This window comes from Rhizobium sp. PAMB 3182 (genome assembly GCF_052908355.1).
This window is the reverse complement of the sequence record NZ_CM128607.1, coordinates 1,947,681-1,960,002: the sequence shown is the minus strand read 5'-3', so window position 1 is coordinate 1,960,002 and position 12,322 is coordinate 1,947,681. Positions and strand designations below refer to the sequence as shown.

The following is a 12,322-nucleotide window of genomic DNA, read 5'->3' as shown; positions in this document are numbered from 1 at the left end:
CCGCCGAAGTTCGCCAGGGTTGGGAGGCCCGGTAATTTCGATGTTGGAACTGCGAAATACGGCCAAATTGGTGGGAGGCGAGCAACACATTCGCCCGACCAATCTTGTGCTTCAGCGGGGAGAGCTGAACGTCCTTCTGGGACCGACGCTTTCCGGCAAGACCTCGCTGATGCGATTGATGTGTGGCCTGGACAAGCCGACCAGCGGTTCGATCTTCTTTGATGGCGTCGACGTGACGGGCGTGCCCGTACAGCATCGCAACGTCGCCATGGTCTATCAGCAGTTCATCAATTATCCGGCGATGACGGTCTATGAGAACATCGCCTCGCCGCTGCGCCTGCAGGGCAAGGACAAGGCGACCATCGACCGCGAGGTCCGCCACGCCGCCGAGCTTCTCAGGATGACGCCCTATCTCGACCGCACGCCGCTCAACCTGTCCGGCGGCCAGCAGCAGCGCACGGCGCTTGCCCGGGCCATTGTCAAGAATGCCAGCCTCGTCCTGCTCGACGAGCCGCTCGCCAACCTCGACTACAAGCTGCGCGAGGAACTGCGCGAAGAGCTGCCGAAGGTCTTCGCCCAGACCGGCGCGATCTTCGTCTATGCCACCACGGAGCCGTCCGAGGCGCTGCTTCTCGGCGGCAACACCGCGACGCTTTCGGAAGGCCGCATCACCCAGTTCGGCAAGACCATCGATGTCTATCGCAAGCCGGTCGATCTCGTCACCGCCCAGACCTTTGCCGATCCGCCGCTGAACATGCTGTCGGCCGTTAAGTCGGGCACAGACTTCACGGTCGACGGAAGGCCGGTCATGGCGGTCCCCACCCATCTGTCGGGCATTGCCGACGGGCCGGTCATGGTCGCATTCCAGCCGCATCACATTTCCTTCAGGCCGCAATCCGACACGGCGGCGAAGATGACCGTCCGCACCGAGATTTCGGAAATCGCCGGTTCGGAAAGCTTCGTCCATATGAGCTACGCCGGCCAGCGCTGGGTCATGATCGAACCGGGCGTCCATGACATCACGCCGGCCCAGTCGCTGGATGTCCATGTCGACACCCGGCATCTGCTTGCCTTCGGTGCCGATGGCCGGACGCTGGCGGCAGGCGTGTAAGGGGGCGGGGAGAATAAAATGGCACGCATCAAACTCGACCATATCCGCCACGCCTACATGCCGAACCCGCGCTCGGACGCGGATTACGCGCTGAAGGAAGTACATCACGAATGGAATGATGGCGGCGCCTATGCGCTGCTCGGACCGTCCGGCTGCGGCAAGACCACGCTGCTGAACATCATCTCCGGACTGCTGCAGCCCTCCGAAGGCCGCATCCTGTTCGGCGACCGCGACGTCACCAACCTGTCGACTCAGGAGCGCAACATCGCCCAGGTGTTCCAGTTCCCGGTCATCTACGACACCATGACCGTCTACGACAATCTCGCCTTCCCGCTGCGCAACCGCAACGTTCCGGAAAGCGATGTCGACAAGCGGGTGCGCGAGGTCCTCGAGATCATCGACCTCGCCGACTGGTCGAAGCGCAAGGCGCGCGGGCTTACCGCCGACCAGAAGCAGAAGATCTCGCTTGGCCGCGGCCTCGTGCGTTCCGACGTCAACGCCATCCTGTTCGACGAGCCGCTGACCGTCATCGACCCGCACATGAAGTGGGTGCTACGCTCGCAGTTGAAGCAGCTGCATCGCCGCTTCGGCTTCACCATGGTCTACGTCACCCACGACCAGACGGAAGCGCTCACCTTCGCCGACAAGGTTGTCGTCATGTATGGCGGCGAGATCGTGCAGATCGGCACGCCGGAAGAGCTCTTCGAGCGTCCGCGCCACACATTCGTCGGCTACTTCATCGGCTCGCCGGGCATGAACGTGCTGCCGGCCAAGATTGACGGCGCAAGCGCCGTGGTCGGCGGAGAGGCGATCGCGCTTGGCTTTGCGCCGGAGTTCAGGTCCGGCGCGCGCACCGAGATCGGCATACGTCCCGAATTCGCCAGGCTCGGCCGCGAGGGCATGGCCGTCAACATCGCCAAGGTCGAGGATATCGGCCGGCAGAAGATCGTCCGCGCCGAGTTTGCCGGCCAGCCGTTCTCGATCGTCGTGCCGGAGGACGGCGAAATCCCGGCGGATGCCCGGCTGTCCTTCGATCCCGCCGCAATCAATGTCTACGTCGATTCCTGGCGTGTCGGACCGGAGGCCTGAGAGATGGAAAAACCCTGGAACAACAAGGCCTGGTTTCTCGTCCTGCCCGTGCTGGTGCTGGTGGCGTTTTCCGCCGTCATCCCGCTGATGACCGTGGTCAACTATTCGGTTCAGGACACCTTCGGCAACAACCAGTTCTTCTGGGCCGGAACAGACTGGTTCACGGAGATACTCTCCTCCGACCGGTTCTGGAATGCGCTCGCGCGCAACCTGATATTCTCGATGATCATTCTCGCCATCGAAGTGCCGCTCGGCATCCTGATCGCGCTCAACATGCCGAAGAAGGGGCTGGGCGTCCCGGTCTGCCTCGTCCTGATGGCGTTGCCACTGCTCATTCCATGGAACGTGGTTGGCACGATATGGCAGGTGTTCGGCCGCGTTGACATCGGACTTCTCGGCTATGCGCTGAATGCTGTCGGCATCGACTACAACTTCACGCAGGATCCGGTGGATGCCTGGATCACGGTGATCGTCATGGACGTCTGGCACTGGACCAGCCTCGTCGTGCTGCTCTGCTACGCCGGCCTCGCTTCGATCCCTGATGCGTATTATCAGGCCGCGAAGATCGACGGCGCCTCGCGCTGGGCCGTATTCCGCTTCATCCAGCTGCCGAAGATGCAGCGCGTGCTGACGATCGCGATCCTGCTGCGCTTCATGGACAGCTTCATGATCTATACCGAGCCCTTCGTCGTGACCGGCGGCGGTCCGGGCAACTCCACCACCTTCCTGTCGATCGATCTCGTCAAGATGGCGGTCGGGCAATTCGACCTCGGACCCGCAGCTGCGATGTCCATCATCTACTTCCTGATCATCCTGCTGCTGTCATGGGTCTTCTACACCGTCATGACCACCAGCGACGCAAAGAACTGAAGGGAGAGCCGACGATGAGCACCGCAAAACGCAGGGAAGGCTCCCGCTTCTCATGGCTGGTTCCCACCCTTTACATCCTCTTTCTCATCTTGCCGATCTACTGGCTCGTCAATATGAGCTTCAAGACCAACAGCGACATCCTCGGGGATTTCTCGCTGTGGCCGACCAATCCGACGATCGCCAACTACGCCGTGATCTTTACCGATCCATCCTGGTATAACGGCTACATCAACTCGACCATCTACGTCGTATTGAACACCATCATCTCGGTGGCGGCAGCGCTGCCGGCGGCCTATGCCTTCTCCCGCTATCGCTTCCTGGGCGACAAGCACCTTTTCTTCTGGCTGCTGACCAACCGCATGGCGCCGCCCGCCGTCTTCGCGCTGCCCTTCTTTCAGCTGTATTCGGCCTTCGGCCTGATCGACACGCACATCGCGGTCGCCATCGCGCACTGCCTGTTCAACGTGCCGCTCGCCGTCTGGATCCTGGAAGGCTTCATGTCGGGCGTGCCGAAGGAAATCGACGAGACCGCCTATATCGACGGCTATTCCTTCCCGCGCTTCTTCTTCAAGATCTTCATGCCGCTGATCGCGTCGGGCGTCGGCGTGGCCGCCTTCTTCTGCTTCATGTTCTCATGGGTCGAGCTTCTGATCGCCCGCACGCTGACGACGACGGACGCCAAGCCGATTGCCGCGACGATGACGCGCACGGTCTCGGCATCCGGCATGGATTGGGGCGTACTGGCCGCTGCCGGCGTCCTCACCATCATTCCGGGCGCGCTCGTCATCTATTTCGTCCGCAACTACATCGCCAAGGGCTTTGCCCTGGGCCGCGTCTGAGGAGGTTCCGATGGACTTTACATGGATGGCTTGGACGCTGCCGACCGCGGTGTTCTTCCTCGTGATATTCGGCCTGATCCTGTCGATGGCCGTCTGGGAATATCTTTCGCCCGGCGGCAATCCGCGAACCGGCATCCTGCGCTTCGAAACCACCCGCGGCGACCGCCTCTTCGTGTCGCTGCTCGGATCGGCTTTCATCAATCTCGCTTGGCTCGGTCTCGTTGGACCGAACCTGTGGTGGGCTCTCGCCCTGTCCGTGGTCTACGCCATCGGCGTATTCCGCTTCGTCTAGGGCAAGACAAGACGGATGGCGGCGGGAGGCCGCCATTCTGGAGACTGAAATCTGAATGCAATCGCAACCTTTGGGAGGATAATATGCGAAAGCACCTTTTGACGACGACAGCTGCCATGCTTCTGGCCATGACGGGCGTCGCATTCGCCGACATGGACGCCGCGAAGAAGTTCCTGGATACCGAAATCGGTGATCTCTCTGCCTTGGACCGCGCCTCTCAGGAGAAGGAGATGCAGTGGTTCATCGACGCCGCCAAGCCTTTTGACGGCATGGAGATCAAGGTCGTCTCGGAAACCATCACCACGCATGAGTACGAATCGAAGGTACTGGCACCCGCCTTTACCGCCATCACCGGCATCAAGATCACCCACGACCTCATCGGCGAAGGCGACGTCGTCGAGAAGCTGCAGACGCAGATGCAGTCGGGTGAGAACATCTACGATGCCTACATCAACGACTCCGACCTCATCGGCACGCACTGGCGCTACCAGCAGGCCCGTTCGCTGACCGATTTCATGGCGAACGAAGGCAAGGATGTCACCAATCCCGACCTCGACATAGACGACTTCATCGGCAAGTCCTTCACGACCGCGCCGGACGGCAAGCTCTATCAGTTGCCGGACCAGCAGTTCGCCAACCTTTATTTCTTCCGTTACGACTGGTTCAACGACGAGAAGAACAAGGCCGACTTCAAGGCGAAATACGGCTATGACCTCGGTGTCCCGGTCAACTGGTCGGCCTATGAGGATATCGCCGAGTTCTTCACCGGCCGCGAGATCGACGGCAAGAAGGTCTATGGTCACATGGACTACGGCAAGAAGGACCCGTCGCTCGGCTGGCGCTTCACCGACGCCTGGCTGTCGATGGCGGGCAACGGCGACAAGGGCATTCCGAACGGCAAGCCGGTCGACGAATGGGGCATCAAGGTCGACGAAAACTCGCGTCCGGTCGGCTCCTGCGTGGCCCGTGGTGGTGACACCAACGGCCCGGCCTCCGTCTACGCCATCGAGAAGTATCTGGAATGGATGAAGAAGTATGCCCCGGCCGCGGCCAACGGCATGACCTTCTCGGAATCCGGCCCGGTCCCGTCGCAGGGTGAAATCGCCCAGCAGATGTTCACCTACACGGCCTTCACCGCCGACTTCGTCAAGGAAGGCCTGCCGGTCGTCAACGAGGACGGCACGCCGAAGTGGCGCTTTGCTCCGAGCCCGCATGGCGTCTACTGGAAGGACGGCATGAAGCTCGGCTACCAGGATGCCGGCTCGTGGACCCTGATGAAGTCGACCCCTGACGACCGTGCGAAGGCCGCCTGGCTCTATGCACAGTTCGTCACCTCGAAGACGGTCGACGTCAAGAAGAGCCATGTCGGCCTGACCTTCATCCGTCAGTCGACCCTCGATCACCAGTCCTTCACGGACCGCGCTCCGAAGCTCGGTGGTCTGATCGAGTTCTATCGCTCGCCGGCCCGTCTGCAGTGGTCGCCGACCGGCACCAACGTGCCGGACTATCCGAAGCTCGCCCAGCTCTGGTGGCAGGCGATCGGCGATGCGTCTTCGGGCGCCAAGACGGCCCAGGAGGCCATGGACTCGCTCTGCAGCGAGCAGGAAAAGGTCCTGCAGCGTCTTGAGCGCGCCGGCGTACAGGGCGATATCGGTCCGAAGCTAGCTGAGGAGCATGATCTCGAATACTGGAACAAGGATGCGGTGGCAAAGGGCAACCTGGCACCGCAGCTGAAGGTCGAGAACGAGAAGGAAAAGCCGCTGACCGTCAACTACGACGAACTGGTCAAGAGCTGGCAGAAGTAAGCCCGTTCACCGTCGCGAATGGAGAAGGCCGGGGAGCGATCCCCGGCCTTTTTCGTGCGCCTTTGCTAACGCTTCGAGGTCCGCCTGCTGTGTCTCTTCGACGCGCCGGCCAGCTGTTTCCAGATCTGCCAGCCGAGAAAGGCGGTGATCGCACCCGCCGCCAGCATGCCGCTCACGCTGGAGGCGATGTTGGCGATCATCAGGATATTCTCGCTGAAGACCATGCCGAGGCCGATATAGAGCGAAACCCATACGAGTTCGCCGAGCGCCGCCGGCAGAGAGAATTTCCACCAGCGCATATCCGCGGCACCGGTGATCAGGTTGACATAGGGTCCGAGCGGGCTGAAAAGCCACCGTGTCAGGAAGACGCCGACATTGCCGCGCCGTTCCAGCATGTTCTGCGCCTTTTCGAGCAGGTCACGGCGTGCCGGCGTCCGTTTGATATAGGGAATGATGAACCGCCCGCCGATGCGCCCCGCGAAGAAGCCCGCCTGGTCGCCGGCGAGCGCCGCGCCGTAAGCGGCGGCAAAGACCGGCGTGAAGGCGAGATCGCCGGACGTCACCAGAGAACCGCTCATCAGCATGACGAAGGAGCAGGGAACAGGTAGCGCCAGGCAACTCAGGAAGACGATCAGCGCCAGGAAGGGAATGCCGTAATTCGTCGCGAGCGTAATCAGCTGCTCGCTCATTCTGCGGGCCTTTCGGCCTTGAGCTTCGTCAGTGTCGCCTCGACCTTTGCCTTCAACTCCTCAAGCGTCATGCCGTTGTCCCTGGCAATCTGTTCGAGCGTCTGCCGTTCATGCGGCTTTGCCAGATCCAGGCCGGCGTCGATGTCGCGCGGATCGACATGATAGGAATGGGCGACGTAACCCATCGTCATCCAGCCTTCGAGCGGCTGGTTCCAGTGCGCCGGATCGTTCCAGTAGAGCGCAAACAGCACGAAACGGACGGCGAAGAATAGCGTGATGGCCGCCATCAACACGAAGGCCAGCACGAGCATCCTGTTTTTGTGCCAGAGCGTGCGGATGGCGTTCATGGTGCGTTGTCCCCTTCGACTTCAGAGCAAGGCGGCCTTCGCCGCTGCCAGGCAGCGCTTGAAGGCATCCAGATCGGTGTAAAGCCGATCGGCCGGCGCATTGCCGACGATGACCGTGCCGCCCCGGCGTTCGACGCCGCCATGAAGCATCAGATTGTCGATCATGTCGAAATCCTCGATCGACAGTCCGTCCGGGCCGCGCACATGGCCGTCGTCCGTGGGAGCGGCCAGACCATTGTAATAGTCCATCACCCGCTCGTAGTGACCGGCCGCGACATTCGTATAGGCGAAGACCGGCTTGCCCAATGCGCACATGAAGCCGAGCTCGAACGTCGTGCCGACATCGGCGGCGATGCCGCGAAACGGCGTCAGGTTGGCGATGATCGCGTCGGCCTCCAGCATCATCTTCTCGTCGACGGCGCTGATCGCCAGCCCGAACTGCCTCTTGGTCTCGGTCGGCTCGATGTCGAGATCGCCGGGAGAGAGAGGCGTCAAACCGGCTTCGCGGGCAAGCGCCGCCTTGCGGTCGAGAATGTCGCGGGCATTGGCCAGGAACACTTCCGGGCCTGCGAGATATACTTTCTTGGTCATTGTCCTCGAGAATCCATTGAGTACGGCCGTCATTCTTGACGGTCCGGCGCTTCTGCCGCAAGAAAATTCCGGAGGAACAGCACGCGTCAGACGCCGTTGAATGTGGTATCCCCCCGCGCCAAATTGCGCTATAGCGCGCCTTTGCGCTTGGGCGAACAGGAAGACGAGTAAGGAAAGCACAATGGCAGAGATCCGGTACCACGAAGGCGATATTTCCGAAGCGGACGCGGCGCGCTACACCGATGCGATCGCCATCGATACCGAAACGCTCGGCCTGATCCCGCGCCGCGACCGGCTCTGCGTCGTGCAGCTGTCGCCCGGCGACGGCACGGCCGATGTCATCCGCATCGCCGCCGGCCAGAAGGATGCGCCGAACCTCGTCGCCATGCTGGCCGATCCGAAGCGCCAGAAGATCTTCCATTTCGGCCGCTTTGACATCGCCGTCCTGTTCCACACCTTCGGCGTGACCACGACGCCGGTGTTCTGCACCAAGATCGCCTCTCGGCTGACGCGCACCTATACCGACCGTCACGGCCTGAAGGACAATCTGAAGGAACTGCTCGAGGTGGATATTTCCAAGGCGCAGCAGTCTTCGGACTGGGCAGCGGAAAAGCTCAGCCCGGCGCAGCTCGAATATGCCGCCTCCGACGTCCTGCATCTCCACGCGCTTCGCGACAAGCTCGTCGAGCGGCTGAACCGAGACGGGCGGATGGAGCATGCGAAGGCATGCTTCGAATTCCTGCCCACCCGCTCCAAGCTTGATCTTCTCGGCTGGGAAGAGACGGACATCTTCGCGCACAGCTGATCGGCACGTGAGCCTTTTTGAGATGATCTGGCCCGGTCCTTTGCTGGCCGCGTAAAAGGAATCTTAACGGAACCGGCGGACAATCGTTTATGAGGATCCGCGCCATACGGTGTGCGGGTCGGCGTAACAGGACAGTGCCGGTTTCGTGTCATGAAGAAGCGATCGCAAAAGGGCATGATTGCCGCAGCGCTTGCCGCCCCCGCGGGCGTGAAGAAGAAGCTGGCACCGGAAATCGAGCATCGGGTCCAGCCGGCAAGCCTGAGGAAACTCGGCGAAATCCATCCCTATTTCCCGCGTGTGAAGATCGAGCCGCCGCCGCTCGACTATGATCCGGATTACGAAATGCCGGTTTACCGGGATGAGCAGACGGAAGAGCCTGCCCCGCCCGCAAATGCCGCCGCCAGGGCCACCTGGCTCGATGCCGTCAAGCCGGCCGGCGATACCGGTATGCCGCAGACGGAAAAGGGCATTTCCGCCGTCAACTCCGACGACAATGGGATCTACCGCTTCTTCCGCAGTAACTGAGTTCGTGACCGCCTACGCGGTCGCGCGCTGGCGGACATCGTCGAACGTCCAGTCCTGCAGCAATTCGCCGTTTTCCCACACGGGAACCAGTCGGCTTTTCTGGCTGCCGACCTTCTCGATCCGTGCCGCCTGAAGCTCGCCGTTCTCGGCGGCGATGACCGCCTGCCGTCCGGTCTTGTGCGGCGTCTCGTGAATGTGGCCGGGCCTGAGCTGGATGTCGTGCCATTTGCCGTCGGTGTCGAGACGGGCATTGGTGCGCATGGTGAAGCCGTAATTGCCGCGTCCGACGTCATGCAGCAGGCCCGCGCCGATGCCGAAGGAGATGTTCTCGGCGGAAAAGCCGGTCGCTTCCAGGCGCCTCAGCACCATCAGCATGTCCTCCGGCAGGATGCCTCCGCTCTGGATGACGTGGATATTGCCGTTGAGCACCTTGTAGCCCTTGGCGTTTTGGTGCGTGCCGAAGGCGTAGGCGAGCTGCGAGATCGCCTGGATCGGCGTGTCGATCGGGTCGCCGCGGTCCGGCCGGATGATGAGCCGCCCCTGCGGCTGCATGACCTTGTCGTGCAGCGCCTTCCCCCAGATTTCCGAGATCGCGTAGTTGAGATCGAAACTGTCGGAAACCACGGCATACGGGCCGGAAGCCGAGAACGTGTCGATCATGTGGGCGTAGGCCTCTTCCTCCCGCGCCTGTCCCCAGGCCGCCATCGTCGCATGTTCCGAGGCGGGGTAGGAGCGGCCCGCCATTGTCGCGCCGTAGAAGGCGCGGGCATTGAGCACGCCGGCAATGGTGTCTGTGTGGTCGAAGAAGATGAGGTGGGCAGCACTGCCGAGCCCGGCCTGCTCGAGGCTTGCCATGCCGCGCGCACCGAAGTCGTGCAGCCGGGAGGGCAGCACCTTTTCAGGCTCGTCGCAGGTCTGGACGATCAGCGGCTTCAACTGCTCGCGAATGCCGCGCGCCTGGCTGGCGATCGTCGACGGGTACCAGATGGCTCGCGTCAACGCCGTTTCCAGATGCGAGACCGTCCATGGCACCTTCGGGTCGGTGCTCGTCAGCTGGAGAACGGGGACGCCGCGTTTGACGACGCTGCCCTCGGCCAGCGCCTCGATCCTGACGGGCAGATGGCCGCCATGTTCGGCAAGGATGTAGTCCCACCCTTCGCGGTCGAACGGCAGGCCATGCGCATCGATGATCTCGGCGGCCTCCTCGATGTCGCTCGCGGTCACGGCACGCGTCATGTAGGCTTTCAGGAACATCTGCAGCCCGAAGAAGACCACGTCCGGCGCTTCCGATTGTCCGCGCGTCTCGATATGCGCCGAGATCGCCGCCGTGCCGGGTGGAAACTGCAGGAAATGGCTGAGCTTGTAGCTGTCTGTGTTCAGGATCGGATTCAGGTTGTTCATCGCAGCTCCCCGCGGCGGTCGCATTTTCAGAGGGCGTCCTGCCAAATCAGCATGATCCGTAGCTTATGTGGCTTTCGCGATGCTGATGATCTCACATTGTTAACCTTGGTTAGCAGATTGTTAAGATATTGAAGGCATGCTGCAGCTTGAAATTTCGCATTCTGCGATGCCATGAGGCATCACGCGGCGTCAGGCGCCCGCCGGAGAATGCAAGGGGTCGCATGAGCGGTCCTCCTGTCCATCCTGCGACATTCACCCGATCAAACGCCTGGAGAAAGCAGATGCTGCCTCCCGTAAGAGTGGAAGCCAGTTCCGCCGTATCAGCCAAGGCCCAAGGTGCTGCCGTGCCGAAGACGTCCGTCGTGCCGGCTGCCGTCATGCGTCCGGAGATCGCCAGGGCCATCACCCATGTCGCCAATGTCGAGCCCGGTCAGTTGAACATCCTGTCCTTCGGGTCGAGCGATCCGTTCCCCGCTGCCCTGCGCACGATCGCCACGCAGCTCGGCGATGTTCTCGGCATGACGCGCGGCGAGGCGGAAACCGATGCCGCCTTCGCGCAGAGGCTGGCCGCCGCGATCCGCAACCTGCCGGCCGCCTCGCGCGCCGGAGTCGAAAAGATGATCACCCAGTCCCTGCAGACGATCCAGCTTCAGACCCTGCTGGAGGTCCTGGATTCACCCGCCGGCGTGCAGGCGGCTCGTGTCGCTGCTCTCCTCGAAGGCGGACGCGGTCGTGACGGTGAGGCCGTCACCCGCAATGTGCTGGAGTCCTATCATCAGAACGAAGGCGAGGACGCGGACGCCGTCGTCGATCCGGCCCGGCGACCGCTCCAGACCCCTGGTGAGCCTCCCTTTGCCGGCTCCGCCACCAGACCCGCAACCGCCACGCCGGCGCCGACGGCGGCGAGAGCGGAGCAGCAAGGTCCAGTGCAGCCGGCCATGGCCGCCCGGGCCGACGATGAGGCGTCCGCCCTTCCGGCAAACCTCAAGAATACCTCAGCGCAACAGACCGCCGCAGCGCAGCCGCCTTCGGCAGAACGGCCGACGGCCGATGCACAGGCGCTTCGCCAACGCCTTGAACGCGCCTACGGTCCTGAAAGCTCGCCCGCCGCTGATGCGGACCGGGCGGAGCCGCAGCATCAGCCGGTCGCCAACCAGAACGCCGCAAGGAACGCAGCCGGCGAGCGCCACCAGACGCTTCAGATCCTCAAAGGCTGGACGGAAGTCGTCACCGACCGGCTGATCGCCAATGCCATCCGCGATCCCGAACAGGTGGCGAAGGCCGCCGAACTGGTGAAGGCCCTGTCCCAGGCCGAATTGCCCAAGGCATCGGCCTCCGCCGCTGCACGCCCGTCCGGCGCTTTGCCGGCGCAGGCTTCGGCCATGCCTGCGCCCGAGGCCGGGCATGCGCCTCCACTGGCGGAAGATGAAACGGCCTTGATGCGTGAGCTCTCCCGTTCGGCCACGTCAGAAGCCGCGCGCAATGCGGCCGCCGAGCCTCAGGCGCAGTCCCGTGATCTGGCAACAAATGCGTCCACGACACGTCAGGCCCTTCTCCATGAGGGCGCTCAGACACTTGCAGCGCAGGCCATGGTGGCGCAGTCGAAGGACGGCGTTCCATTCGCGCAGGTCGGTTATCTGCCAGCGCAGGACGATTTGCCGGAAGAGAAGAAGCGCCGCCGTTATGCGCAGCCGGAAGGCGAGGCCGAGGGGCAGGCTGGCGACGAACAGGCAGCCGGCGAGCAGCACGGCGAGGCGGATGAAGGCGGGGATGGCGAGCGCCGCACCCCGCGCATGATCTCCGACGAGGACGGCCCGAAGGCTGGCGATGACGTCGAGGATCCGATGTTCGATCTCTACCAGCGCATGGCCGGTCTGGTCTGAACACCCTGAAACCGGGCAAGAAAAAACCCGCCGGAGATGTCTCCGGCGGGCTTGTTGTTTTAAACCGTAAGGGAA

At 62.6% G+C, this 12,322-nt stretch carries 13 protein-coding genes; 9 read left to right on the top strand and 4 right to left on the bottom strand.

Features of this window, described 5'->3' with window-relative positions; translation table 11 throughout:
- Positions 1 to 40 precede the first annotated feature (40 nt).
- The 6 genes from ACU5AZ_RS09765 to ACU5AZ_RS09740 all read left to right on the top strand — a co-directional run bounded on the left by ACU5AZ_RS09765 (position 41) and on the right by ACU5AZ_RS09740 (position 6,006).
- Complete coding sequence (locus tag ACU5AZ_RS09765; protein ID WP_446825795.1) at positions 41 to 1,111, top strand: ABC transporter ATP-binding protein; 1,071 nt, start codon at positions 41 to 43, stop codon at positions 1,109 to 1,111.
- 18 nt (positions 1,112 to 1,129) lie between these two features.
- A complete protein-coding gene (locus ACU5AZ_RS09760) occupies positions 1,130 to 2,200 on the top strand; it encodes an ABC transporter ATP-binding protein (protein ID WP_446825794.1) in 1,071 nt (356 codons plus the stop codon).
- Positions 2,201 to 2,203: 3 nt separating this feature from the next.
- Entirely contained in the window at positions 2,204 to 3,070 is an 867-nt protein-coding gene (locus tag ACU5AZ_RS09755; protein ID WP_446825793.1) for a carbohydrate ABC transporter permease, read from the top strand.
- Between the two features lie 14 nt (positions 3,071 to 3,084).
- Entirely contained in the window at positions 3,085 to 3,909 is an 825-nt protein-coding gene (locus ACU5AZ_RS09750) for a carbohydrate ABC transporter permease (RefSeq protein ID WP_446825792.1), read from the top strand.
- A gap of 10 nt (positions 3,910 to 3,919) precedes the next feature.
- Positions 3,920 to 4,201 (top strand): DUF2160 domain-containing protein, encoded by a 282-nt coding sequence (locus ACU5AZ_RS09745; protein ID WP_446825791.1) that lies wholly within the window; start codon positions 3,920 to 3,922, stop codon positions 4,199 to 4,201.
- Between the two features lie 83 nt (positions 4,202 to 4,284).
- On the top strand, positions 4,285 to 6,006 hold the full coding sequence (locus ACU5AZ_RS09740; RefSeq protein ID WP_446825790.1) for an ABC transporter substrate-binding protein: 1,722 nt from the start codon (positions 4,285 to 4,287) through the stop codon (positions 6,004 to 6,006).
- Positions 6,007 to 6,071: 65 nt separating this feature from the next.
- On the opposite strand, the gene ACU5AZ_RS09735 is transcribed toward ACU5AZ_RS09740, so the two are convergent.
- From ACU5AZ_RS09735 to ACU5AZ_RS09725, 3 genes are read right to left on the bottom strand one after another with little or no spacing between them, the layout of a single operon-like run.
- Positions 6,072 to 6,695, bottom strand: a complete 624-nt coding sequence (locus ACU5AZ_RS09735) for a DedA family protein (RefSeq protein ID WP_446825789.1) — start codon at positions 6,693 to 6,695, stop codon at positions 6,072 to 6,074.
- Positions 6,692 to 7,042, bottom strand: a complete 351-nt coding sequence (locus ACU5AZ_RS09730; protein ID WP_446825788.1) for a hypothetical protein — start codon at positions 7,040 to 7,042, stop codon at positions 6,692 to 6,694. Before ACU5AZ_RS09730 ends, ACU5AZ_RS09735 begins: the two co-directional genes overlap by 4 nt.
- A 21-nt stretch (positions 7,043 to 7,063) precedes the next feature.
- Positions 7,064 to 7,633 carry a nucleoside 2-deoxyribosyltransferase gene (locus ACU5AZ_RS09725; protein WP_446825787.1) on the bottom strand — a complete coding sequence of 190 codons (570 nt, stop codon included), beginning with the start codon at positions 7,631 to 7,633 and terminating at the stop codon, positions 7,064 to 7,066.
- A gap of 181 nt (positions 7,634 to 7,814) precedes the next feature.
- Between ACU5AZ_RS09725 and ACU5AZ_RS09720 the strand changes: the two genes are divergently transcribed.
- Together ACU5AZ_RS09720 and ACU5AZ_RS09715 are read left to right on the top strand one after the other, a co-directional pair.
- Positions 7,815 to 8,438, top strand: coding sequence for a ribonuclease D (locus ACU5AZ_RS09720; RefSeq protein WP_446825786.1), 624 nt, complete (start codon positions 7,815 to 7,817; stop codon positions 8,436 to 8,438).
- A 150-nt stretch (positions 8,439 to 8,588) separates the two neighbouring features.
- The gene (locus tag ACU5AZ_RS09715) at positions 8,589 to 8,963 is read left to right on the top strand and encodes a hypothetical protein (RefSeq protein ID WP_446825785.1); all 375 of its coding nucleotides are present in this window, start codon (positions 8,589 to 8,591) and stop codon (positions 8,961 to 8,963) included.
- Between the two features lie 12 nt (positions 8,964 to 8,975).
- Here the strand turns inward: ACU5AZ_RS09715 and ACU5AZ_RS09710 are convergent, their stop codons facing one another.
- Complete coding sequence (locus tag ACU5AZ_RS09710) at positions 8,976 to 10,364, bottom strand: nicotinate phosphoribosyltransferase (protein ID WP_446825784.1); 1,389 nt, start codon at positions 10,362 to 10,364, stop codon at positions 8,976 to 8,978.
- A gap of 281 nt (positions 10,365 to 10,645) precedes the next feature.
- On the opposite strand from ACU5AZ_RS09710, the gene ACU5AZ_RS09705 reads away from it, so the two are divergent.
- Positions 10,646 to 12,247, top strand: coding sequence for a hypothetical protein (locus ACU5AZ_RS09705; RefSeq protein ID WP_446825783.1), 1,602 nt, complete (start codon positions 10,646 to 10,648; stop codon positions 12,245 to 12,247).
- The last annotated feature ends 75 nt before the right edge of the window (positions 12,248 to 12,322 follow it).

Coding starts and splice junctions, on each gene's coding strand:
- ACU5AZ_RS09765 (WP_446825795.1), top strand. CDS start 41: ATGTTGGAACTGCGAAATACGGCCAAATTGGTGGGAGGCGAGCAACAC.
- ACU5AZ_RS09760 (WP_446825794.1), top strand. CDS start 1,130: ATGGCACGCATCAAACTCGACCATATCCGCCACGCCTACATGCCGAAC.
- ACU5AZ_RS09755 (WP_446825793.1), top strand. CDS start 2,204: ATGGAAAAACCCTGGAACAACAAGGCCTGGTTTCTCGTCCTGCCCGTG.
- ACU5AZ_RS09750 (WP_446825792.1), top strand. CDS start 3,085: ATGAGCACCGCAAAACGCAGGGAAGGCTCCCGCTTCTCATGGCTGGTT.
- ACU5AZ_RS09745 (WP_446825791.1), top strand. CDS start 3,920: ATGGACTTTACATGGATGGCTTGGACGCTGCCGACCGCGGTGTTCTTC.
- ACU5AZ_RS09740 (WP_446825790.1), top strand. CDS start 4,285: ATGCGAAAGCACCTTTTGACGACGACAGCTGCCATGCTTCTGGCCATG.
- ACU5AZ_RS09735 (WP_446825789.1), bottom strand. CDS start 6,695: ATGAGCGAGCAGCTGATTACGCTCGCGACGAATTACGGCATTCCCTTC.
- ACU5AZ_RS09730 (WP_446825788.1), bottom strand. CDS start 7,042: ATGAACGCCATCCGCACGCTCTGGCACAAAAACAGGATGCTCGTGCTG.
- ACU5AZ_RS09725 (WP_446825787.1), bottom strand. CDS start 7,633: ATGACCAAGAAAGTATATCTCGCAGGCCCGGAAGTGTTCCTGGCCAAT.
- ACU5AZ_RS09720 (WP_446825786.1), top strand. CDS start 7,815: ATGGCAGAGATCCGGTACCACGAAGGCGATATTTCCGAAGCGGACGCG.
- ACU5AZ_RS09715 (WP_446825785.1), top strand. CDS start 8,589: ATGAAGAAGCGATCGCAAAAGGGCATGATTGCCGCAGCGCTTGCCGCC.
- ACU5AZ_RS09710 (WP_446825784.1), bottom strand. CDS start 10,364: ATGAACAACCTGAATCCGATCCTGAACACAGACAGCTACAAGCTCAGC.
- ACU5AZ_RS09705 (WP_446825783.1), top strand. CDS start 10,646: ATGCTGCCTCCCGTAAGAGTGGAAGCCAGTTCCGCCGTATCAGCCAAG.